The organism is Chloracidobacterium sp. (assembly GCA_016715795.1).
GTDB lineage: Bacteria > Acidobacteriota > Blastocatellia > Pyrinomonadales > Pyrinomonadaceae > OLB17.
Map to the genome: position 1 here is coordinate 296,831 of JADJXP010000002.1, position 23,512 is coordinate 320,342.

General features: G+C 56.1%; 27 protein-coding genes. 23 read left to right on the top strand and 4 right to left on the bottom strand.

Features of this window, described 5'->3' with window-relative positions:
- Positions 1-2: 2 nt before the first annotated feature.
- The 3 genes from IPM59_06400 to IPM59_06410 form a co-directional block, all read right to left on the bottom strand.
- Positions 3-773, bottom strand: a complete 771-nt coding sequence (locus IPM59_06400) for a thiazole synthase (GenBank protein ID MBK9215217.1) — start codon at positions 771-773, stop codon at positions 3-5.
- A 41-nt stretch (positions 774-814) separates the two neighbouring features.
- Entirely contained in the window at positions 815-1,024 is a 210-nt protein-coding gene (gene thiS, locus IPM59_06405; GenBank protein MBK9215218.1) for a sulfur carrier protein ThiS, read from the bottom strand.
- 64 nt (positions 1,025-1,088) lie between these two features.
- Positions 1,089-1,907 carry a hypothetical protein gene (locus tag IPM59_06410; GenBank protein ID MBK9215219.1) on the bottom strand — a complete coding sequence of 273 codons (819 nt, stop codon included), beginning with the start codon at positions 1,905-1,907 and terminating at the stop codon, positions 1,089-1,091.
- A gap of 197 nt (positions 1,908-2,104) precedes the next feature.
- On the opposite strand from IPM59_06410, the gene IPM59_06415 reads away from it, so the two are divergent.
- The 23 genes from IPM59_06415 (at position 2,105) to IPM59_06525 (ending at position 22,337) form a co-directional block, all read left to right on the top strand.
- The gene (locus tag IPM59_06415; protein ID MBK9215220.1) at positions 2,105-2,593 is read left to right on the top strand and encodes an NADH-quinone oxidoreductase subunit A; all 489 of its coding nucleotides are present in this window, start codon (positions 2,105-2,107) and stop codon (positions 2,591-2,593) included.
- A gap of 54 nt (positions 2,594-2,647) precedes the next feature.
- Positions 2,648-3,295: an NADH-quinone oxidoreductase subunit B gene (locus tag IPM59_06420; GenBank protein MBK9215221.1), complete on the top strand. Its 648-nt coding sequence runs from the start codon at positions 2,648-2,650 to the stop codon at positions 3,293-3,295.
- Between the two features lie 101 nt (positions 3,296-3,396).
- Positions 3,397-3,876, top strand: a complete 480-nt coding sequence (locus IPM59_06425; protein ID MBK9215222.1) for an NADH-quinone oxidoreductase subunit C — start codon at positions 3,397-3,399, stop codon at positions 3,874-3,876.
- Between the two features lie 81 nt (positions 3,877-3,957).
- Positions 3,958-5,175 carry an NADH dehydrogenase (quinone) subunit D gene (nuoD, locus tag IPM59_06430; GenBank protein ID MBK9215223.1) on the top strand — a complete coding sequence of 406 codons (1,218 nt, stop codon included), beginning with the start codon at positions 3,958-3,960 and terminating at the stop codon, positions 5,173-5,175.
- Between the two features lie 30 nt (positions 5,176-5,205).
- A complete protein-coding gene (locus tag IPM59_06435) occupies positions 5,206-5,577 on the top strand; it encodes a four helix bundle protein (GenBank protein ID MBK9215224.1) in 372 nt (123 codons plus the stop codon).
- Positions 5,578-5,732: 155 nt separating this feature from the next.
- Positions 5,733-6,179, top strand: a complete 447-nt coding sequence (locus IPM59_06440) for an NAD(P)H-dependent oxidoreductase subunit E (protein ID MBK9215225.1) — start codon at positions 5,733-5,735, stop codon at positions 6,177-6,179.
- Positions 6,180-7,496 (top strand): NADH-quinone oxidoreductase subunit NuoF, encoded by a 1,317-nt coding sequence (gene nuoF, locus IPM59_06445; protein ID MBK9215226.1) that lies wholly within the window; start codon positions 6,180-6,182, stop codon positions 7,494-7,496.
- Entirely contained in the window at positions 7,496-8,899 is a 1,404-nt protein-coding gene (locus IPM59_06450) for a hypothetical protein (GenBank protein MBK9215227.1), read from the top strand. The genes nuoF and IPM59_06450 overlap by 1 nt, the downstream gene beginning before the upstream one ends.
- Before the next feature lie 20 nt (positions 8,900-8,919).
- Positions 8,920-9,297, top strand: a complete 378-nt coding sequence (locus tag IPM59_06455) for a 30S ribosomal protein THX (GenBank protein MBK9215228.1) — start codon at positions 8,920-8,922, stop codon at positions 9,295-9,297.
- A 14-nt stretch (positions 9,298-9,311) separates the two neighbouring features.
- Positions 9,312-11,228: a molybdopterin-dependent oxidoreductase gene (locus IPM59_06460; GenBank protein MBK9215229.1), complete on the top strand. Its 1,917-nt coding sequence runs from the start codon at positions 9,312-9,314 to the stop codon at positions 11,226-11,228.
- Complete coding sequence (locus IPM59_06465) at positions 11,167-11,574, top strand: hypothetical protein (GenBank protein ID MBK9215230.1); 408 nt, start codon at positions 11,167-11,169, stop codon at positions 11,572-11,574. The genes IPM59_06460 and IPM59_06465 overlap by 62 nt, the downstream gene beginning before the upstream one ends.
- A gap of 20 nt (positions 11,575-11,594) precedes the next feature.
- Positions 11,595-12,683, top strand: coding sequence for an NADH-quinone oxidoreductase subunit NuoH (gene nuoH / locus IPM59_06470; GenBank protein MBK9215231.1), 1,089 nt, complete (start codon positions 11,595-11,597; stop codon positions 12,681-12,683).
- A gap of 95 nt (positions 12,684-12,778) precedes the next feature.
- The gene (locus IPM59_06475) at positions 12,779-13,363 is read left to right on the top strand and encodes an NADH-quinone oxidoreductase subunit J (GenBank protein ID MBK9215232.1); all 585 of its coding nucleotides are present in this window, start codon (positions 12,779-12,781) and stop codon (positions 13,361-13,363) included.
- A gap of 2 nt (positions 13,364-13,365) precedes the next feature.
- Complete coding sequence (gene nuoK, locus IPM59_06480; GenBank protein MBK9215233.1) at positions 13,366-13,671, top strand: NADH-quinone oxidoreductase subunit NuoK; 306 nt, start codon at positions 13,366-13,368, stop codon at positions 13,669-13,671.
- Positions 13,671-14,012, top strand: a complete 342-nt coding sequence (locus tag IPM59_06485; GenBank protein MBK9215234.1) for a hypothetical protein — start codon at positions 13,671-13,673, stop codon at positions 14,010-14,012. The genes nuoK and IPM59_06485 overlap by 1 nt, the downstream gene beginning before the upstream one ends.
- Positions 14,013-14,020: 8 nt before the next feature.
- Positions 14,021-16,198: an NADH-quinone oxidoreductase subunit L gene (gene nuoL / locus IPM59_06490; protein ID MBK9215235.1), complete on the top strand. Its 2,178-nt coding sequence runs from the start codon at positions 14,021-14,023 to the stop codon at positions 16,196-16,198.
- Positions 16,199-16,206: 8 nt separating this feature from the next.
- Positions 16,207-17,793, top strand: coding sequence for an NADH-quinone oxidoreductase subunit M (locus tag IPM59_06495; GenBank protein ID MBK9215236.1), 1,587 nt, complete (start codon positions 16,207-16,209; stop codon positions 17,791-17,793).
- Positions 17,794-17,801: 8 nt separating this feature from the next.
- Complete coding sequence (locus tag IPM59_06500) at positions 17,802-18,020, top strand: type II toxin-antitoxin system HicB family antitoxin (protein ID MBK9215237.1); 219 nt, start codon at positions 17,802-17,804, stop codon at positions 18,018-18,020.
- 188 nt (positions 18,021-18,208) lie between these two features.
- Complete coding sequence (locus IPM59_06505; GenBank protein MBK9215238.1) at positions 18,209-18,850, top strand: DUF1684 domain-containing protein; 642 nt, start codon at positions 18,209-18,211, stop codon at positions 18,848-18,850.
- Positions 18,847-20,385 carry an NADH-quinone oxidoreductase subunit N gene (locus IPM59_06510; GenBank protein ID MBK9215239.1) on the top strand — a complete coding sequence of 513 codons (1,539 nt, stop codon included), beginning with the start codon at positions 18,847-18,849 and terminating at the stop codon, positions 20,383-20,385. The genes IPM59_06505 and IPM59_06510 overlap by 4 nt, the downstream gene beginning before the upstream one ends.
- A gap of 7 nt (positions 20,386-20,392) precedes the next feature.
- Entirely contained in the window at positions 20,393-20,848 is a 456-nt protein-coding gene (locus IPM59_06515) for a hypothetical protein (GenBank protein MBK9215240.1), read from the top strand.
- Positions 20,849-20,931: 83 nt separating this feature from the next.
- Positions 20,932-21,834, top strand: coding sequence for a hypothetical protein (locus IPM59_06520; GenBank protein MBK9215241.1), 903 nt, complete (start codon positions 20,932-20,934; stop codon positions 21,832-21,834).
- Between the two features lie 170 nt (positions 21,835-22,004).
- Complete coding sequence (locus IPM59_06525) at positions 22,005-22,337, top strand: hypothetical protein (GenBank protein MBK9215242.1); 333 nt, start codon at positions 22,005-22,007, stop codon at positions 22,335-22,337.
- Here IPM59_06525 and IPM59_06530 read toward each other — a convergent pair.
- Positions 22,318-23,442, bottom strand: a complete 1,125-nt coding sequence (locus tag IPM59_06530) for a carboxylate-amine ligase (GenBank protein ID MBK9215243.1) — start codon at positions 23,440-23,442, stop codon at positions 22,318-22,320. The two genes, IPM59_06525 and IPM59_06530, sit on opposite strands and share 20 nt — an antisense overlap.
- Between the last annotated feature and the right edge of the window lie 70 nt (positions 23,443-23,512).

A 23,512-nucleotide genomic window follows, 5' to 3' on the forward strand; every position in this document is an offset into this window, starting at 1 on the left:
CGCTATTTGATCGCTCCTTCGATCGGGCTTGAAGCGGAGGCATAGAGGCGTTTTGGCATGCGGCCCGAGAGGTACGCCAGGCGGCCGGCCTCGACCGCAAGTTTCATTGCTGCGGCCATCTTGGCGACGTCGCCGGCTTCGGCTATTGCCGTGTTCATCAGGATCGCGTCGGCACCGAGCTCCATTGCCTCGGAGGCGTCCGACGGGACGCCGACGCCGGCGTCAACGATGATTGTCGCATCGGGAAGCTGTTCACGCATTATCCGCAGATTAGACGGATTCTGCACGCCCATTCCTGAGCCGATCGGCGCTGCGAGCGGCATTACCGCAGGGCAGCCCGCGTCTAGGAGCTTTTTTGCCATTATCAGGTCGTCCGAGAAATACGGCAGCACGATAAAGCCCTCGCTGACAAGCACTTTCGCTGCCGCGAGCGTTTGCTCATTGTCGGGCAGCAGTGTCACCGGGTCGCCGATCACCTCGAGCTTGATCCACTCGGTCTCAAGCGCCTCGCGGGCCAACCGAGCGGTCCGGATAGCGTGGTCCGCGTCGTAACAGCCTGCCGTATTTGGCAGGATCCGCATTTTTGGATCGAGATGGTCGAGAAACGACTCGCTCGATCCGTCGAGCGGCACGCGGTTCACGGCGACGGTCACCATCTCGGCACCGGACGCTGCATGTGCGGCCTTCATCTCGTCATATGAGCGGTATTTGCCCGTGCCGATTATCAGCCTCGATCCAAAGTCGCTGCCAGCTAATGAAAAAACATCCGACATCCCAATTCCTATCCTCACACGATCGCTGCGGGGCGAGTCGCCTAACCGCCTCCGACGAAGTGCACGACCTCGATCCGATCACCCTCGTGCACCGGCGTTTCATGCCATTGCGCGCGGCTGACCACCTGTCCGTTAAGCTCTATGGCTACGCGCTGCGAGGGCAGCCCAAACTCCTCCAACATGTCGGCCAGCTTGTTCTCGCCGCGAAGTTCGCGGCGTTCGCCGTTTAGACAGATGCTGAGTGGCGGCACACTTCGATTCTGCGTCCGCGAGAAGAGGATTTCAAATTTGAGATATGAGATTTGGGATCGAGGACTAACCCGGCGTGACGATGCGGCGGAGTTCGATCTCTTCGCCCGCATTCATTGCGCGCACCAGCAAGGCGGCGCGGCCGGATTGGAAGCTGGGAAGCTGCAGGTGGACCTTTGCCAGGCCGTTGGCATCCGAGCGAGCGTGAAAGATGACGGGGCGAAAGCTCGAACCCAGCACCTTGACCATGATCTGTGCGTCGGCGACGACCTTGCGGTCGGTGCCGCGACATATGAGCAGGTTCACAGTTTGGCGCATGCCTCCCTTAAATTTTGCGTCGCCGAGGAGTTCGACACTCAGCTTCTGATTTGACGGGCGCTCCTGGCCGGACAACTCGCTGACGACGTGAACGGCCTCGTCGGGCAGTATCTCGATGTCCTCGATGATCTCAACGGCGTCGATGACCGGAATATCGTCAAACGGATCCGTCTCCGGCCGCATTGGCGGCACATCAAGCGGTATCGACGGTTGTAATACCGGCGACAACGTGACGCTGACCGTTGCGGGCTCTCCGGCAGCGACAGGTTCGCCTGCAGGGGCCGCATATTTCGAACCCTTTCGCGTCATCTCGACGAGTTCAGAGATGCGGCCCGCCTTTACTGCGGCGCACATCAGCTTATGCTGGCGCGAAACGCGCTCTGCGATCTCCTTTTCGTCGAGTCCGATCGCGGCAAGTTCGCCGTAGGTCGTGCGCTTGCTCGCAAGTATCGTGCCCTTGTCATAGACCAGGCTCATGATCATGTAAGCAGGCGCACCTTTGTCCTCGGTCTGGACGTGGTAAACCGTACCGTTATGGTCGATATCAGTATTAAAGCCAGCTATCACACGTTCGATCGGGGCGTGCAGGAGTGCGGGCCGGAGGCAAACTCCGCCAATATTCAAGTTAGCACACCCAAAAAGTGACGGTCAACGCATATTTGGGGCGGCACGTGCGTTGTGAGCTAGGTCACTGATTTGACACTGCAAATGCCTTATCCTACGATTTAGTTTGTGCCGTAAACTCAGCGTTTTTCGAGGTCTGAATGTCGGATTTCAATGTTTTTGACTATATGCCGTTCGGCATTATGTTCTTGGTTGCAGCGGGCTTTACCGCCAGCCAATTGCTGGTTACGCAATTGATCGGCCCTCGCAAGCGGACCGCAACCAAACTGATGCCCTATGAGTGCGGCAAGGACCCGGTCGGCGGCGCACGCGACCGGTTCTCAGTCAAGTTTTATACGGTCGCCGTCATCTTCCTGCTGTTCGATATAGAAGTTTTGTTCATTGTCCCGTTCGCGGTCGCTTTCAAAAGCCTGATCGCGGCCGAGGCGTCGAGCGGCGTTTATTACGCCACGATCGCTCTGATCGAGATACTGGTATTTATCGCGACCTTTATAGTTGGCTACATATATGTTTGGAAAAAGGGGACTTTCGACTGGGGCCTGCAGGCCCGTGCAGAGGCCCGCGAGCAGACCAAACAAATGGCGAAGGAGCGGCGCGAGCAGGAAGCAAAGATGAGGCTGGCGGCATGATCAGCCTGCTAATTAGCAATTATCGAATTAATAATTACTAATTTAGAAGCGAAAATGGGTTTAGAAAATACGTTATTCGAATCGCTCCCCGACGTTGTGACCGTAAAGCTCGACGCGGTGGTCAATTGGGCCCGCAAATCGAGCCTTTGGCCGGCGACGTTTGGCCTTGCGTGCTGTGCGATCGAAATGATGAACACCGTCTCGGCACGCAACGACCTTTCGCGGTTTGGGGCCGAGACGTTTCGAGCATCGCCGCGACAGGCGGACGTGATGATCGTTTCGGGTCGTGTTTCGCGAAAGATGGCGCCGGTGCTGCGCAGGATCTATGATCAGATGCCCGAGCCGAAATGGGTGATCTCGATGGGCGCGTGCGCGACATCGGGCGGCGTTTTTGATAATTACGCGATCGTTCAGGGCGTCGATAAGATCGTGCCGGTCGATGTCTATGTTCCCGGCTGCCCGCCGCGTCCGGAAATGCTGGTGCACGCGATAACGATGCTCCAGGACAAGATAATGAAGGAGCGTTCCAAGGATCGCCGCGATACGTTCGAAGCAGAATCGCGCGAATCCATCGTTCCCGGAACGCTTCCGGTCACCGAGGGAACGGCGCTGGAAAGAGAGATGGAAGTCGAGGTCGCCTCGGGCGAGACATCACGGCCGTATTCAGTGCCGTCGAAGCACGAGCGACGACGAAGTTCGTAGAGGATCTGGAACCACAGATGAACGCAGATGCACACAGATAATTACAAGACCATTTCTTGATCTGTGTCTATCCGTGTTCATCTGTGGTTAAAGTTTGTCTTATGACCGAGAAGCTCCACACCTTTGTGGACAAGTTAAAGGCCGAGAACGGCTCATGGGTCGTCGATGTCACCGATGCTCACGGCGAGGTGACGGTGACCGTGCCACGCGAGGCGATCGTTGATGTCTGCCGGTTTCTGAGGGACGAACACGGATTCGACCTGCTCGCCGACCTCTGCGGAGCAGATCGCGGGCCTGAGGAGGATCCGCGGTTCGAGGTGAATTATCACCTCTTCTCGACGACGCACCACAACCGGCTGCGATTAAAAGTTGTGTTGAGCGAGGACGACGCACACGTCGCGACCGTTACGCAGATATGGCGGACGGCCGATTGGCACGAGCGCGAGACGTACGATCTGGTCGGAGTTAGATTCGACGGTCATCCTGATCTGCGGCGCATACTGCTGCCTTCTGATTTTGATGGGCACGCGTTGAGAAAGGATTATCCGCTGCGGGGCTATGAGCCCTACAGCCTGAATTGAAATAGTGAATGGTTAACGGTGAATGGTGAACTTTGATTACACCGCATTCACCATTCACCATTCACAATTCACCATTGACCAATGGCAACTGCCGTAGAAAACATACGTTCGACTGAGGTCCTCGACACTGCGCTTGAATCGCAGATGACGCTGTCGATGGGGCCGCAGCATCCGAGCACGCACGGTGTGCTGAGGCTCGATCTGCGTCTCGATGGCGAGCTTGTCATTAAGGCAATTCCCGACATCGGCTATCTCCATACGGGCATGGAGAAGCTCTTTGAATACAAGAAATACCAGCAGGGCATCGTCATCACCGATCGGATGGATTATCTCAATCCGCTCGGCAACAACCTCGCGTATGTGATGGCGGCGGAGAAGCTGCTTGGGTTGGAAATTCCCGAGCGCGCCCAGATCGTCCGCGTCCTGATGTGCGAATTGCAGCGAATCGCATCGCACATGGTCTGGTTCGGAACGTCGTGCCTCGACATGGGGGCGATGACGCCGTTCTGGTTCACCTTCAAGGAACGCGAGAAGATCCTCAACCTCATCGAATCGGCCTCCGGCGGCCGGATGACGCCGAGCTATTTTCGCATCGGCGGCCTGATGATGGATCTGCCGGCGGGATTTGAGAACCGCGTTAAGCAGTTTCTCGAGAACTTTCCGGATGCGCTCAATACATTTGACACGCTGATCACGGGCAACCCGATCTGGCAGAACAGAACAATGGGCATCGGCGTCATATCGAAGGAAGATGCCATCGACTGGGGCCTGACCGGTCCGTGCCTGCGCGGCAGCGGAGTCGATCTTGACCTAAGGAGAGACGATCCTTACACGGGCTACGAGACATACGATTTTGAGGTCCCGACCGAGCCCGACGGCGATGTGTGGTCGCGGTTCAAGGTCCGAATGCGCGAATTGGTCGAATCCTACAAGATCGTTCGTCAGGCGCTCGAACGGCTCAAGCCCGGCCCGATCAAGGCCGACGCGCCAAAGGTAGTCCTGCCCGACCGCGACGATATGCGCAAGCATATGGACTCGCTAATTCACCACTTCCTGATCGTCGCCGAGGGCTTTAACGTCCCGCCGGGCGAGGTTTACCACGCCATCGAGGCGTCAAAAGGCGAGCTTGGCGTTTATATGAGATCCAACGGCGGCCCGAAACCGGAACGCGTCCACTTCCGCGGCCCGTCATTCGTGAATCTATCCGCGCTGCCCGTAATGAGCGAGGGCGAGATGATCGCGGATGTGGTGGCTATTATTGGGAGTTTGGATATTGTGTTGGGAGAGATAGACCGGTAGTAATGGTGAATGGTGAGGTGTGAATGGTGAATGAGCGAAAGCGTTTTGAGTACGAAGTCATATGCCTTTGCTCTTAGGATAATTAAGTTGTATCGATTCATGGCCGATGAACACCATGAGTATGTTCTTTCTAAACAGATTCTGCGATCCGGAACTTCGATCGGCGCAAATATTGAAGAATCGGTACATGCTCAATCGAAGATCGACTTTATTCACAAACTATCGATCGCGCAGAAGGAGGCGAACGAGACGAACTATTGGCTTAGACTGCTGAAGGATGCTGAATACATCGATGGGAAACTAGCAGAATCGTTTTTGAGTGATTGCGAAGAGATCCAGCGGTTGTTAACCGCATCGATCAAAACCGCGAAATCAAATCTGAAAAAGGCAGCAGGAAAATGAATTTGAATTTGAATGTGTAAGGTGATTTCGATTCATCATTCACCACTCACCATTCACCGTTAGTCAAGATGGCAGCAGCAACACCTACAAGTTACACCGACAAGATCGTCGTCTCTGACGAGGTGGCGGAGTTTTCGCCTGAGGTCATTGAGGAGATGAAGGCACATGTCGCGAAGTATCCGGCCGATCGGTCGCGCTCCGCGTTGATACCGCTGCTGTTTGTCGTGCAGCGTGAGCGTGGCGGGTGGCTGGATAATCCGGGCGTGAATTTTTTGGCGAAGTTTTTGGACCTTGAGGTGACCGACGTTTGGGAAACGGCGACGTTCTACTCGATGTTCAATCTCCGACCCATCGGCCGTCATCACATCCAGATCTGCAAGACGCTGTCGTGCAAGATAATGGGCGAGCCCGACATCACCGATCACATCTGTTCGAAGCTCGGCATCAAGCCCGGCGAGACGACCGATGACGGTAAATTCACCGTCACGATGGTCGAATGCCTCGGCAGCTGCGGCACCGCACCGATGATGCAGATCGGGTTTGATTACTACGAGGATCTGACGTTAGAGAAGGTGGATAAGATCCTCTCGGATTGTAAGTAGATGGAGATCAAAGCACTAGGCTGCGAGCCGCTATCATTGCGACGAGTGTTCATCAAGGATGGGCACACGCTCGACGTGTATCGCAAAGACGGCGGGTACAAGTCGCTTAAAAAGGCGATGACGATGACGCAGGACGCGATCATTCAGGAAGTGAAGGACTCCGCGCTTCGCGGCCGCGGCGGTGCGGGTTTTCCGACGGGTATGAAGTGGTCGTTTGTGCCGCGTGACAATCCGAAGCCAAAATACATTGTCTGCAACGCCGACGAGTCCGAGCCGGGCAGCTTCAAAGACCGCTATCTGATGGAGTACGACCCGCATGCCCTGATCGAGGGCATGCTCATCGCGGGCTTCGCCCTCGGCTCGAACACAGGCTACATTTACGGCCGCGGCGAGTATCGTTACTTGCTCGACATCATGGATGTCGCGATCAAGGAAGCTCGCGAAGCAGGCATCCTTGGCGAAAAGGTTCTCGGCAACAAGGATTTCTCATTTGATCTGCACACGCACACTGGCGCCGGAGCATATATCTGCGGCGAAGAGACGGCGCTATTGTCCAGCCTCGAGGGTTTTCGCGGTCATCCGCGAATGAAGCCGCCGTTTCCTGCGATCGAGGGCCTGTATGCGTCTCCGACGATCGTCAATAATGTCGAGACGCTTACGAGCATTCCGCAGATCATCGAGATGGGCGGCATTAAGTGGCGTGATCTTGGCACAGAAAAATCGGGCGGCACAAAGCTATGGTCGATCAGCGGCCACGTTAAGAAGCCCGGCGTCTACGAGCTGCCGATGGGCTACGCCGACATGGAAAAGTTCATCATGAAGGACTGCGGCGGGATGCTTCGCAAGGACAAGGATCTCAAGGCCGTAATTCCTGGCGGCTCAAGCGTTTACATAATGAACGCCGGGCAGATCATCGGACAAAACGTGACGCTCGATTACGAGGGCCTCGTCGCGGCCGGCTCGATGCTCGGCACGGGCGGGATGATGGTGATGGATGAGACGGTCGATATCATGGAATCGACCAAGAACCTCACCGAATTCTACAAACACGAATCGTGCGGATGGTGTACGCCGTGCCGCGAAGGGACCGACTGGCTCGTCAAGATATTCAACCGCATCTCGACGGGTGAAGGCCGTCCTGAGGATGCTCAACTGTTGCTAGATATTTGTGACAACATGGAGGGCAAGTCGTTCTGTCCGCTTGCTGATGCCGCCGCGTGGCCGATACAATCGGCGATCCGGCAGTTTCCAGGTGATTTTAAGAAATGGCTCTTTGACAACGTGAGCTCGAACGGCGTCAAGCCAAACGTTCAATAGTGGGACTCGGCCTTAAAAGCTCAGCCTTTTGTGCGTTGCGGATCGCAGCGGTGGGGTTCGCGCTGAGCTTTTCGCTATGGGCCCAGGGCAAAGCTCCCGTGATCCTTATTCCCGGCCTGACGGGATCGGAGCTGATCGATAAACAAACGGGCGAGCGTATCTGGATCAGGGCCTTTAAGTCAAAGAACGAGGACCTGCGCCTCCCGCTAAACCGCGACCCTGAGAAGGTCGCCGACGGCCTGATACCGGGCGACATTATTCGCTCGGTCAAGGTCGGCCCGTTTCAGGTCGCTGATTTTTACGGCAACTTTATCAAGGCGATGGCGGTCAATGGCGGCTATCGCGAAGAGAGATGGGACGCGCCGTCGGCTGAGGGCTTTGAAGATTCGCTATACGTCTTTCCATACGATTGGCGGCTGGACATTGTGACCAACGCCCGGCGTTTGGTCGAGGATGTCGAGGATCTGAAACACCGGCTCGGCAAGCCACGGCTCAAATTCAATATCGTTGCCCATTCGATGGGTGGGCTGCTTGCGAGATATGCGGCCATGTATGGCGACGCCGACCTGCCGTCGGGCAGCAAGAAGCATGTGCCGACGTGGGCCGGAGCAAAGCACTTTGACAAGATAATTCTGCTCGCGACGCCGAATGAGGGAACGGTCTCGGCTCTCGAGGGCTTTATGCACGGATATTCCATCGCGGGCCTGCGATTCGACGTTCCGTTCGTTCAGGACACCTCGCGGTTTACGATCTTTTCATGCCCGTCAGCCTTTCAGTTGCTGCCGGCACCCGGAACCGTCCGCGTTCTTGATGAGAAACTGGAGCCGATTGACGTCGATATCTATGATCCAAAGGTTTGGTCCAAATACGGTTGGAACCCGATGACCGACCCGGATTTCCTGTCGCAATTCGGTGCGGCCGAGCGAAAGATCGCACCGGCCTACTTTGAGGCCGCTCTCGCCCGTGCCAAGGCACTGCACAAGGCACTTGCGGCGGCCGCCGACAAACCCGGCCCGGTCACATTCTATGCCATCGGCTCTGACTGCAAAACAGCACTCGATGCCATAGTGCTTTACCGGGACGAAAAGGGCGATAAATGGAAGACGCTCTTTTCGCCCAAGGGGTTTACCCGAGCGGATGGGCAAAAGGTGACGGACAAGGAGTTGAGACCGGCAATGCTGTCCTCGGGTGACGGGACGGTGACGCTCCGGTCGTTCGAGGCTTCGACCGAGGCACGGCTTATGGGCGCCAGATCTGTCACGCTCGCCAAGGACACGATCCTAGTCTGCGAGAGCCACAGCAAGCTCGCGGCGAATGCCAAAGTTCAGGACCGGATCATTGCCTGGCTTGCGGCTGCAGGTTCGGATGATGACGAAGACAGGCTCGGAAAGAGCCATATGTAGTTAGGAGAAAGTAATGTTGTATGGGAAAAGGTGATATGAGAACGCGGCGCGGCAAGATCTTTGCCGGAAGCCACGGAAAGACGCGGCCGAAGTATAAACGTCCGGCATTCATCGCGAGCGCGCCAAAGGCGGCTCCGGCTGAAAAACCGGTGAAGAAGAGGACCGCTAAACGCATCCCGGCTGCGAACCCCGTTGCCGAGGTCGCTGTCGAGCCGGTGGAAGTCCCGGTGGAGACGACCGAGGCCGTGATCGAGGCTCCGGCAGAAGCAAACGTTCCCGCTGATAGCGCGGAGGTTGACGGGGCGGCAGACGAAGCGGCTGATGCTGCAACCGCCGATGCGGGCGAAGCAGAGGCGACCGATGCCACCGCCGAAGCCGGAACTGCCGAAGCAGCATAGGCCGCAGCAGACGAATGTCAGAACAGATCAAAGTAACCATCAACGAGCAGGCCTTCGAGGTTGATAAAGGCGCGCGCCTGATCGACGTGTGTCGCGAAAAGGGCTTCGGCGTCCCGTCGTTCTGTTATTACAAGGACCTCGAACTTCAGGCATCGTGCCGGATGTGTCTTGTGCGCATAGACAAGATGCCAAAGCTGCAGGCGTCGTGCACGATCAACTGTACTGATGGCATGGTCGTGACGACGAACAGCGAAGAGGTCGAAAAGGCCCAACGGGCGATGGGCGAATTCCTTCTTGCCAATCATCCGCTCGACTGCCCGGTATGCGACCGCGGCGGCGAGTGCGAATTGCAGGAGGTTGTCTTTGATTGGGGCGATCTGGAACAGCGGTTCACAGAGAACAAGAATGTCGCCCCGGAAAAGTATCTCTCGCCGGTGATAGCGAACGATCCTCAGCGGTGCATCCTATGCAAACGCTGTACTCGCGTGTGTTCGGAATGGATGGGCGAGGACGCCATCGAGGCTGGCAATCGCGGCGTCAATACCGTGATCGGTACGTATGGCGGATGGCTCAATTGTTCGCAGTGCGGCAACTGTGTCGAGGTGTGTCCGACGGGTACGCTGCTTGACGGCGTCTATCGCCACGAAACGCGGCCGTGGGAACTAGACCAGACCATCTCAACTGACGTTTACGGTTCGGATGGAATGCAGATATCCATAGGCTCGCGGGGCGGGCGCGTGCACCGCGTCGTCGCGCGCGACCGTTACGTCAACGGCCTGAACGGCGAATTTCTCGACGTAAAGGCGCGTTTCGGGCATGAATTCATCGATCATCCGGACCGCATCAAAACGCCGATGGTCCGCTATTCTAAAGGCGGCAAACTGATCCCGACAACGTGGGATGAAGCGGTGAAATTTGCGGCGGACGGCCTGAAGAAGGCTGGCTCCTCGGTCGGCGTCGTAGCCAGTCCGAGATTGACGAATGAGTCGGTTTTCACGCTCAAGAAATTTGCCGATGCGGCGAGTTCCGGCAATTTCGCCGTCGCGGACACGCACGATGTCTCGCCCATCTTTGACAACCTCAGCGTTCCGCTCTGCACGCATAGTGAGATCCGCAACGCGGCAACGATCCTGCTCATCGGCGGCGAGCCTGAGGAGGAACAGACCTTTACAGCCAAGCAGATACGGCAGGCGGTACAAAATGGCGGGGCAAGATTGATCTGCATCAATGACACTCCAATCAACCTCGTCAGGCAGACCGGAGCGATGTTCGTGCATACGTCTCCGGGCACGACCGGTGCCTTTGCCCTTTGTGTCGAGGACCCAAAGGCTGACGGCTTTGTTGCCGAGAAAGTGGGCATCCAGGCCGGTGAGATCGACGCGGTCCGCAAGGCCATCGCCGAGACACAGGGCGACCTGATCGTGATGTTCGGTGGAGATCTATCTGCAAACGCTCAGGCGATACTTGCCGCCGCGGCCGCAAAGCTCGGCGGCGAGGGCCGCCGCGTGCTGCTCCATCCTCTGGCCAGACATAATAATTCCGTCGGTGCGCACGACATGATGGCGGGACGCAAGCCGCTCGCTGACGTGCTGAAGACTTCAAAGGCCCTGCTGATCGGCGGCAGCCTGCCGGACGCAAGTGTGCTGCCGGGCAAAGACTCCATCGTTGTTCAGGAATTATTCCTGACCGAGACGGCGGAACATGCCGACGTCGTTTTTCCTGCGGCGAGCTTTGCAGAAGTTGACGGAACTTATACAAACAACGCGGGCAATGTCCAGCGTGTCCGCAAGGCCATCGAGCCGCTGAATCAGTCGAAGCCGGATTGGATGGTCACGGCACTGATAGCCCGCGAGATGGGCGCGCGAAATAGTGCCGGAGTTTTCCGCGTCGGCGATCTTCAGAAACATCGCGGACGCCGTTCCGGCCTATGAAGGACTGCGTTATCCGGCGCTCAAGGACGAATCGGATCCGGTTAAGGCGAAACACGCGTTGGCGAAGAAAACGAGTGTGGCCGAGAATATCGACGCCCTAAAGGCCGAGATCGAGGCCGTCCAGCCGAGCCATCGCATAACGGCCGCACCGCGGATCGGGCACAAGTTGCATCGGCTGACAACGATGACGAGCAAGACGCCGCAGTTTCACCTGTTGGCGCACGGCAATCCAAAGCCTGAGAACCTGCTCGTATCGCCACTGGTGCAGTTTGACCTCGATGGCAATCCTCGCGAGCAGGCGGCGGTCGTGGGCGCCGGCGACAGGAGCAATCCGTCAGGAAGATAGAGAAGTAGCTGATAGCTTTAATGGAACAGATCATCAAAACCGCATTTCCTTATGCCGTTGTAGGCGCGGGCGTGCTTATTGGCTTTCAGATCGTGCTGATGATCGTCGCCTACACCGTGCTCGGCGAGCGAAAGATCCTCGGCTGGATGCAGGGCCGTGTGGGCCCTAATCGAGTGGGCCCGTGGGGCCTGCTGCAGCCGTTTGCTGACCTGCTCAAGTTTATCTTTAAAGAAGATTTAGTCCCAGATAAATCGACGAAGTTCGTTTATTTTCTCGCTCCGCTGGTCGCACTGACATGTGCGCTGATGCCGATCGTCGTCTATCCGTTCGGCCCTGCCATTACGACGATCGATTGGAGCTTTTTGCCTTTTGGGCTGGGCGAAGGCGTTACGGCGCTGCCGCTTACGATCGCCAGGATAGACATCGGCGTGCTATTTGTCCTCGGAATAACCTCGGTCGGCGTTTACGGCATTATGCTTGCCGGCTGGTCATCTAATAGTAAGTATTCCCTGATGGGCGGCCTGCGCTCATCGGCCCAGATGATCTCGTATGAACTGGCGATGGGCGCATCGATCATCGGCGTGGTCATGCTGGCGGGGACGCTCGACCTTAACGGCATCATCTTTGCCCAGATCCAGTCGCCGTTCCGATGGTTCATCATCCCGCAATTCATCGGCTTTGTCGTTTTTCTGATCGCGGCATTTGCCGAGACCAACCGTGTGCCGTTCGACCTGCCCGAGGCCGAGACGGAACTTGTTGCGGGATTTCATACCGAGTATTCAGCCTTGAAATTCGCGCTCTTTTTCATGGCCGAGTATGTGAACATGTTCACGGTCTCAATGATGTGCGTGGTGTTGTTCCTCGGCGGCTGGTATGTACCGGGTTTGAGCCATGTTTTTGAACCCGGGTCGGTGCCATATGCGGTGGCGAGCCACATCGGGTTTATCGGCAAGGTCTGCGCGTTTCTGTTCCTGTATATCTGGGTGCGTGCGACCCTTCCGAGGTTTAGATTTGATCAGCTCATGAACTTTGGGTGGAAATTCCTGCTGCCGGTCGCCTTGGGCAACGTGATCCTGACGATCGTGGTTGTGTTTTTCTTGAATAGATAAGAAATGGAACCGCGGATGAACACAGATAAACACAGATTTTCGGAGAGTTTCTCCTATCTGTGTCCATCTGTGTCCATCTGTGGCTAATTCTTTTTATGGCTTCGACCGCATTATTTTTCTTATTCGCCGGCTTTGCGATAATGTGCGCCATTTCGATGGTGTATCACAAGAATCCGCTCTACAGCGCGATCTCTTTGGTTGGCGTATTTATCTCGCTGTCGTGCATCTACATCACGCTCGCAGCGCCATTCATCGCTGCGGTGCAGATATTGATATACGCCGGTGCGATCATGGTACTGGTCGTATTTGTCATTATGCTGCTGAACCTGGAAGATGACACGGCCAAGAACCGTCTCGGTTATCTCTATGCTGTCGGCGGCGGGCTCGGGGTCGTGCTGCTTGCACAGACGCTCTTCGTCTTTTACGCAGTGCTGCGTGCGCCGCAGCAGACGGTCGATCCTAACACGACGGCCGGCAAGACGATGTCCATCGGTGAGGCTATGTACACCGAATATCTGCTGCCGGTCGAGATAGTCGGCGTGCTGCTGATGATGGCGATCATCGGTTCGGTGATGCTGGCTCGGCGATTGCGCCCGTCACAGCTTGAGCTTGTTGTCGAAGAAGAATTGGAGCGTCGCAACGAACCTGAGGCGTTAGAAGAGCCGAGGATATCGTTTTAGATATGGAACCCAATCTCGCGAGCTATCTCGCACTGTCAGGAATACTTTTTACGATCGGCGCTGCCGGCGTGATATTCAAGCGCAACGCTCTGGGCATGTTCATGTGTATCGAACTGATGCTCAATGCGGTGAACCTGACATTCGTAGCCTTTTCGCGTTACTACGCCGACACGACCGGGCAGCTTTTTGTATTTATGGTAATGAGCGTCGCCGCAGCGGAGGCGGCTGTAGGATTGGGTATCATCATCGCGTTTTTCCGCAACAAGCAATCCGTCGATGTGGACGATGCGAGTATTTTGAAGAACTGATGCTTAACGCCGAGGTGCTGACATTTCAGGAGTTCGTTATGCACGAGCCGCTCCCGTTATCAACGATCCAGGGCGCGATCCTTGAATTTTTGCAAGGGCGCGATGACGCGGTGCTCTTCGGCGCTCAGGCCGTCAATGCATACGTCGCCGAACCACGTGCGACGCAGGAGGTCGATATTATGTCGAACCAAGCGCATGAGTTTGCTGAGGAGTTGCGGCAGCATTTGAGCGATAGATTCCACATCGACGTCCGAGTGAGATGGATCCGCAAGTTTGCAAAGGTTTTTGGAGCGAATTGGTCGAGCAAGATTTCTCCGTTGACGACGAGGACAACGACCTGAGTTACTAAATGGCGGAAAACAACCTCCTAAGCATAATCATCTTCGCGCCGCTTGTCGGTGCCGTTATCAATTGGCTGATCGGCGGTCGGTTGAGGAATGAGCTTTTTAGCGGCGTCCTTGCGTGTGGAGCGATCGCGGTGTCGACGGCCGTGGCGTTCATGCTCGCGTTCGGTGAGCACGGTGCACTGCACGCGGACAAGCCGATACTCGACCATATCTGGACCTGGATACAGGTCGGCGGATTTCGGGCGGATTTTGCCCTGGGTATGGATCGCCTGAGCGGCGTTTATGCATGTTTTGTAACATTCGTCGGCCTATTGATCCACATTTTTGCGACGGGTTATATGAAGGGCGATCCCGGATTTTACCGGTTCTTTGCGTATCTCAACCTGTTCATGTTCGCGATGCTGACGCTCGTGCTGGCGGACAACTACCTGCTGATGTTCGTCGGGTGGGAAGGCGTCGGGCTGTGTTCATACCTTTTGATCGGCTACTACGTTCAGAAGGACGAAGCGCGAAAGGCCGCAAAGAAGGCCTTCGTGATGAACCGCATCGGCGATTGGGGCGTGCTCATCGGCATTTTCCTTATCTTTACGCTTACCGGTTCGTTGTCCTTTTTTGATAAATCGGTGGACGGCACATACGTGCAGAGCGTGTTTACCTACGTGCTTCACAATCTGCACGCCGATCCGTTCACCTGGGGCGCAATCGTGGCCGGCGGGCTTACCTCGGTTGGCGTGCTGCTCTTTATCGGCGCGACCGGCAAATCGGCGCAGATACCGCTGCTGACATGGCTGCCCGACGCGATGGCCGGGCCTACGCCCGTCTCGGCGCTGATCCACGCGGCAACGATGGTCACGGCGGGCGTTTATTTGGTCGTCCGTTCGAATGCGATCTATCAACTTGCCCCGACCGCGATGTGGATCATCGCCGTGATCGGTGCCGCGACCGCGCTATTTGCCGCGACCATCGCCATTGCGCAGAACGATATCAAGAAGGTGCTCGCATACTCGACCGTGTCGCAGCTCGGGTTTATGTTCCTGGCGGCCGGTGTCGGCGCATTTGTCGTTGCGATATTTCACGTGATGACGCACGCGTTTTTTAAGGCGCTGCTCTTTCTCGGCTCGGGCAGCGTCATTCACGGAATGCACCATGAGCAGGACATGCGAAAGATGGGCGGGCTGAAGAAATACATGCCCGTCACGTTCATCACGATGGCAATGGGCTGGCTCGCGATCTGCGGCATCCCGATCTGGGCGGGCTTTTTCTCAAAGGATGAGATTCTGTACAAGACATTTGCTACGGATAGGTATTTTCCGGCCGGACCGTTCCCCGGCGAAGAGGTGCTTTGGGCGATCGCGGTTGTAACTGCCGTCCTGACAGCCATTTACATGACCCGGATGATGGTCATGACCTTCTGGGGCGAGGAACGCTGGACGTCGGCCGAGTCAGAACCACCTGCGGTAGCGGGTGGTTTAAGCGAAGCATCCACTCATGCCGAGCATGCCGATGATTACGTTCAACCGTCCGCTGCCGCAGGCGGTTCTGACCACGACGACGATCACCACCCACTGCCGCATGATTTCAAGCCGCACGAATCGCCGTGGGTGATGACCGTGCCGTTGATAATTCTCGCGTTTCTCTCAACAGTCGGCGGACTTGTCGGCGTGCCATACGCGATGAGTTCGCTTGTTGGTATTAAGGACGCGAATTCGTTCGAGCACGTCCTGGAACCTGTCGTTGCCGAGACCGAGATGCCGTCTGCCGTTGCCGCACGCGAGGCAGCCGCGTCGCACGAGCCAGCCGTCGTGCAAAAAGAACGCCTGCTCGCGGGATTATCGGTGATCATGGCGATAGGCGGCATTGCTCTCGGTTGGTTCGCGTTTCGGCGCACGCCGCTTCGCAAGATGCCAAAGATACTCGAGGAGAAATGGCGGCTTGACGAACTCTATAACGGCTACGTCGTCGATCCCATAACAAGCCTGTCGCGAAACGGCCTGTGGAAGGGCTTTGACCTTGGCTTTATCGACGGCATCGTCAACGGCATTGCACACTTTGTCGTTGAGGTCGGCAATATGGTCCGCGGCGTTCAAGTCGGATTTGTCCGCAGCTACGCAGCGGTGATATTGCTCGGGGCGTTGGCTGTGCTTGGTTACTTTATCTATTTTGGATTGAAGCTGGTCTGATGAACTTCATTAATTCCAATCTATTGACCATCCTGATCCTGCTGCCCTTGGCCGGCTCGATCGTCGTGCTCGCGTATAAGGCGTTCACAAAGCAGGAAGGGCAGATCAAGTGGTTGACGCTCGGCGTGACGCTGGTGAACTTCGTGGTCTCGCTGGCGATGTTCTCGCGCTCCGCTGTGGCCGGGCCGAGCGGGTTTCTTTTTGAGCAGAACGTGCCGTGGATCAGGGCGATCAATACGAATTATCACATCGGCGTTGACGGCTTGAGCTTTTGGCTCGTGATACTGACGACGTTCATCATGCCTATCGCGGTCATTTCGACTTGGCACGCGGTCGAGAAGAAAGTGACGGCGTTTTACGTCTTTTTGCTGCTGATGGAATCGGCGATGATAGGTGTTTTTGTCTCGCTCGATCTGCTTGTGTTTTACCTCTTTTTTGAGGCGTCGCTGATACCGATGTTTTTCTTGATAGGTGTCTGGGGCGGGCAAAACCGCATCTACGCAGCGATCAAGTTCTTTATTTTTACAGCGTTAGGCAGCCTGCTGATGCTGGTCGCGATCATCGCGCTGTACTACGTCTATGCTGACCAGACGGGCCTCGGCGGGTCGTGGGACTTTGTCGCTATCCTGAATGCGATGAAGTCCGGCAACGTCGTTCTGACGCCGCAGACCGGCATGCTGCTGTTCCTTGCCTTTGCTTTGGCGTTCTCGATCAAGGTGCCCCTCTTTCCGTTCCACACGTGGCTTCCCGACGCGCATACTGAGGCCCCGACGGCCGGTTCGGTCATTCTCGCCGCGATACTGCTCAAGATGGGAACGTACGGGCTGATGCGGTTCAATTTCGCTCTCTTTCCCGATCAGGCCCGCGAGACGGCGTGGATATTTATCACGCTTGCTATCATCGGGATCATCTACGGAGCTCTCGTCGCGATGGTGCAGCCCGACATGAAGCGGCTCGTGGCATATTCGTCGGTCGCTCACATGGGCTTTGTCGTGCTGGGAATGTTCTCGTTCACCGAGTTGGGCATGCAGGGCGCGGTCATTCAGATGCTCAACCACGGCGTTTCGACTGGAGCGCTGTTCTTGCTCGTAGGCTTTATATACGAACGCCGTCACACACGCGAGATCAGCGAATTCGGCGGCCTCACGAATGTGATGCCGATCTACGCGACGCTCTTTGTGATCACGACGATGTCATCGATCGGACTGCCGTTCCTTAACGGGTTTGTCGGTGAATTCCTGATAATGGTCGGCATGTTCCAGTCGCACGCGCTTAGCGTCACGCAGTCGGTCAACTGGAATTACGTCGCGACGATGTTCGCGGGCACGGGCGTCATCTTTGCGGCAGTCTACCTGCTCTGGATGGTGCAGCGAGTGTTCTTTGGCAAGCTGACAAACGATAAGAACAAGACGCTCGCCGACCTCTCATGGCGTGAGATCGGCCTAATGGTGCCGCTGCTTGCTTTGATGGTGTATATGGGCGTATTCCCGAAGCCGTTCCTGACGCGAACTGAGCAGATCGTTAAGAGCATCGAGCAGCGCCTGATGCAGCGCGCTGGCGGGACCATTGCGGAGCACACTTCGAAAGATAGATAATCAGCGGTATGAATAGCGAGTTTACAGCGATCATTGAACGGGATGGCGAGTGGTATATCGGCTATTGCCCTGAGATTCCCGGAGCTAACGGCCAGGGGCGAACAGTCGAAGAATGCCGATCAAATCTTGCATCGGCGATCGAATTGATACTCGAAGACCGGCTTGAAGATGCTCTTCGCGGGATTCCGCCGGAAGCGATCAGGGATTCGGTCGTCGTCGCGACATGAAACGCGGTTCGCTGCTCCGGCATTGCGCAGGTACGGCTGTTACCCTAAGCGCGAGGGCCGTGAGCATTCACTCTGGTGCAACCCCAGAACCGGTGCCGTTGAGGCTGTTCCGCGACATACGGAGGGTCCAAACTTGTTGGCAAACAAGATCTGCAAGAATCTGTCGATCCCGACGCCATGACGTATTTATGAGGCTTCTCTTTCTTGCCATCTTTGTGATCGGGCTACTCGTGCCTGTGAATGGCCAGACGTTCTACGGCTCGACCGATGTCAAGGCGTTTCGCGACGGACGGGACCATGAGTTTCGTAACAAGGAGGAATCGCCGCTGAAGGAAGAGGACCTTGCGGCCTTCAAAGGGCTTAACTATTTCCCGGTGGATGACGCATTTCGGGTCAGTGCGCGGTTTACACGGACGCCGGAAGAGAAATATTTCCAGATGCCGACGTCGTCTGGAATAAGCAAGAAATTTGTAAAGTATGGCGTCCTGAGATTCGATCTGTTTGGCACCGAAAGGAAGCTCAGCGTCTATCAGATCGATAAGGAGGTGCTCGATAAATTTCCCGAGTATGCCGACCTGCTTTTCATACCGTTCCGCGACGCCACCAATAGGACCGAGACCTACGCGGGCGGAAGGTATATCGACATTCGACAGCCCAAGGACGCCGCAGTAGTAGTCAATTTTAATTTGGCCTACAATCCAAACTGCGCGTACGGCACCGACAAATACAATTGCCCGATACCACCGCGCGAGAACACGCTCGATGTCGCGATAACGGCAGGTGAAAAGCGATTTGAGTATTTGGAAAGAGCAAATAGAGACCTGAAATGAACACGTTCCTGTTGACCGAGCTGACACGTCCCGACGCAAACATCGCGATCATCGCGCCTGAGTTGACCGTTGCAATCGCCGGTGTCGTCGTCATGCTCTATGACAGCTTTTTTCCGGGGCGGCGCGGGGTGACGGGGGCGATCTCGATCATCGGCCTTGTCGCATCGGGTGCGATACTGGCGACGATGTGGGGCGGCCATCCGGCGACGGCCTGGAACGGCATGATTGCGCATGACAATCTGAGGATCAGTTTCTCGTTCGTTTTCCTGTTCGTTTCTGCAATGACCGTGCTCATCTCGACGGTTTGGGTCGAGCGCGAGAACGTGCCCGCGGGCGAATATCACGCATTGCTGTTGTTTGCGACGTTTGGAATGATGATGATGTCGGCGGGCAACGATCTGGTCATCATTTTCCTCGGCCTCGAGGTCCTGTCGATCGCGACCTATGTGATGGCCGGATTGCGGCGAACGGACCTAAAATCGAATGAGTCTGCGATGAAATACTTCATCCTCGGTTCGTTCGCATCCGCGTTTCTGCTGTATGGAATGGCCCTGATCTATGGGGCTACGGGCTCGACCGATCTGACCCAGATCGCCGCGAAGATGGCATCACCGAACTTCCCGGCACTATTGCTTGCGGGCGGCGCGATGATGATCGTCGGGTTTGGGTTCAAGATCGCGATGGCGCCGTTCCACGTTTGGACGCCTGACGTTTACGAGGGTGCGCCGACGCCGATCACCGGCTTTATGGCGGCCGGGCCAAAGGCCGCCGCCTTTGCATCGTTCCTGCGTGTCTTTGTTTTCGGCCTGCCGCTGCTCGCCGGTGTGCCGGTCGCAGCATTGCTCCACGAGTCGTGGATCACGATCCTCACGGTCCTCGCAATGGCGACGATCGTTGTCGGCAACGTCGCCGCGATCATGCAGAACAACGTCAAGCGAATGCTCGCATATTCGTCAATCGCCCACGCGGGCTACGCGCTCGTCGGATTCATAGGTGCGGGCCTCGCTAAGGCGTCAACTGTCCGAGACGAGGCCGTCGCCTCGGTCGCCTTTTATATGGTGACCTATGCCGTGACGAACATGGGCGCGTTCGCCATCGTTACTCTGCTCGCCGAGAAAAACGACCGCCGCGCCGAATTTGAGGATTACACGGGCATCGGATTTAAGTCGCCGGTTCTTTCCTTCTCGTTATCGCTCTTTATGCTAAGCCTGCTCGGCCTGCCCCTGACGGCCGGATTCATGGGCAAGGTGCTGGTATTCAGCTCGGCGATGGTCGCGGCTGAGCCGCTGGTGACAGCCCTCGTCGTAGTGGCCGTGCTCGGTTCGGCGGTTTCGGCCTATTATTATTTGCGGCTGATCGTGCTGATGTTCTTTCGCGAACGCACGACCGAATGGGCGGCACCGAAATTGTCCGCTGCGATGGCGGCCGTGCTTATCATTACTGTCGCCGGTGTGCTCTATTTCGGCATTTTCTCTGACAGCGTCATCCAGCGGTTCTCGCGGCCCGTAGCTACGCAGAAGGCCCAGCTAAAGTAGGCCTACTGTGTCCGGCATCGACGACCTAAAGGCGGCACTTGGCGAACAATGGATCCCGACGATCTATGAGGCCCGTGTGCGCTCTGACCGCACGCGGTCATATGATCTAAAGGTCCCAAAGAAGGAGAACGCGGCCGAGATCCAGTACACCTTGCTCGGCATCGAACTCAAGGTCGGACGGCGACGCTTTGCCTGTCCTGATCTGGCGACCGCCCGGTATCTGAGGGTTTTTGCACGGCTGGGCTGCTCGTCGTTTGCGGTTCCCTACGACATCAGCCGGATCTCGCCCATCGCTGACGAATTAGAGACCGCATGGCAACGCACGCTGCTTGCGCTGGAGCCAAACGGTATGGCCGATATGCGGCAACGGGCCGTAAAAGCTATTCGTGACGAAATAGCTGCGATAGGGCCGGGCGATGCGATGCCGCTGTTTGACCGAGAGACGCGGCAGCGAAAGGTTTGACGCAAGGGCCCATTGAGCTATAATTTCTTGACGCGTCAAAAGGATGTCTTTTTGACGTTTTTTGTTGGCTTATGTATGACGGCGTGGCGAAGGTAACCGAAGCGGAAAAACTGCCTTTCCCCTACAACAAGAGCACATTCTGTCTTTACGAGCCGGTCGTGAAAAGGATCGAGCACGCAAAGGTGCTGATCGTCAATGACCTGCTCCGCTACGAGTCTGACCTGTCTGACCTCGCGTTAAAAGACTGGAATTCATCGACCAAGGCCAAGCTCGAATTCGAGCGCAAGGTCGCCGCGATGGCATGCGACAACATTGCCAAGAACGTGATCCGCCTCGTTCAGAACCCTAAGACGATGACCGTGCATCTCTCTGAGATCGCCGGCGCGGCCGAACAGTTTCAGCCCGACGCGATCGTGATGAGCGGGACATATGCGGATTTTGACTATTACAATCCCGATCACATCGCGGGTTTTAGCGAATTTATTCGCCAGACTGAGATACCGGTCCTCGCGATCTGCGGCGCTCACCAATTGGTCGGCTTAGCTTTTGGAGCAAAGCTCAAGACGCTCGACGACCTCGAACTCGCGGCACGCAGGGACGATCGCCTCGTTGAGTATCAGTATCGTTTTGTGAAGATCCTTGACAAGGCGGACCCGATATTTAAGGGCACTGACGACAATCGGTCAGGCGTCTGGCAGGATTACACCACTCAGGACGACATTCTGCGCGTCTGGCAAAATCACGGCGTCCAGGTCGACGGCCTGCCTGCCGGATTCAAACTGCTCGCGACCTCATACCTCTGCAAGAACCAGATGATGGTCAAGCGTTCCCACGGACAGTTGATCTACTGTGTTCAGTTTCACCTCGAAAAATCCTTCGAGGACTGGTCAAAGAACCCCACCCGCTGGGAGCACCCCAACGAAAGCCGCGACGGCCGCATCCTTTTTGAAAACTTCCTAAGACTCGCTCTCGCTCACGCCTCCTAATCAACCCTCAACCATTCTAAAAAGGCTATTGACGTCGCTGCCGATGGGGATTTGTCACTTATCGCGAGTTTTTTACGCATTACCAATTGAGGTGAGGTCCCGACAGATCCAATCTCCGTTGCCGAGCCTCAAACGAGTTCAATAGTAAAGAAAGGGAGAGGACTACTTTAATGAAAATACTCAGTGCAAACCTGTTGATCCTGGTGATGATATTTATGGGTGCCGTCATAGATACCCCGGCCCAAACGCGTATACGGTTTAGCCGCGGCAGCACATCTGCGTCCGTTTCCGGTACGTTACGTAGCCATGGAACGAGAACCTATGTCTTGGGGGCAAGGGCGGGCCAGCGGCTGACGGCCAACGTAAGTTCCCGCGGTGGATGCGTTGTATTTAACGGGAGTTCGAGCATCAGTATGATCACGGACAGCGGCAGTAATTATCTCGACATCAGCAACGAGTGTCGGGGATCGGTCCGCTACACGCTTACGGTCTCGATTCGCTAGATGGGACATTCTCGAGCGTGTTTTTCATCAGCATATCGACGACCGCTTTGAAGTTGCCGCCGCTCTGCTCGTAAACACGCAGTTGCTCGTCGGCTGAGGTGCCGCGATCGAGGATGGTGTGGATGTGGTCGATCTCGTCGCGCGAGCCTAAAGGCCCGACGACCGGTTCGACAAAATCGAGAAGTTCGCGGATGAGGTCCTTTACAGGGACCTCTTTTTGTTTGCCGAGATCGAGCAATTTGCCGTCGAGGCCGTAGCGGATGGCGCGCCATTTATTTTCCAGAATAAGGCGACGCTTATAGATGCGGAATCCCAGATTCTTATCGATCAACTGGTGCAGCCGCGCGACGATCGCCTGAAACAGGGCCGCGACGGCAACGGTGTCATCCACGCGCGTCGGTATGTCGCAAACGCGAAATTCGAGAGTCGGGAACTTATAATGCGGCCGCACATCCCACCAGATCTTTGAACCGTCGGGAATACAGTTCATCTTTATCAGCAGATTGACATAGGCCTCGTACTGAGCATACGACTCAAAATGGTCAGGGATCTCCGTTCGGGGGAATTTCTTAAAGACCTCTGAGCGGTATGATTTAAGACCCGTATTGTGTCCCAGCCAGAACGGCGACGACGTCGTCATCGCCAGTATGTGCGGCAAAAAGTAACGCGCTGCATTCATGATGTGAATACGGCGTTCGAGATCGGGGATGCCGACATGCACGTGGACTCCAAAGATCAGCAGAGATCGCGCGACCATTTGCAGTTCGTCGACCAGCAGCTTATAACGGGCGCCGTCGTAGATCTCCTGTTCGGACCACTTTGAGAAAGGATGCGTTGACGCGGCGACGATCGCCATGCCCTTTTTCTGCGCGAGGTCCGAGATTATGCATCGAAGTTGGGTGATGTCGGTGCGCGCTTCCTGAATGTTCGCGCAGACGCCTGTGCCTACCTCGATCATCGACTGGATCATTTCGGGCTTGATCTTTTCGCCGAGGAGCATCTTGCCCTCGTCGAGTATCTCCGAGACGTGCGATTTCAACTCGCGCGTCTCCGGATCGACGATCTGGAATTCTTCCTCGATACCCAATGTGAATTGATCGAACATAAACTTGGTGTCCAAAGTCCAAGAGTCCAAGAGTCCAAAGTCCAAGGTCCAAGGTCCAATGTCGCTATTG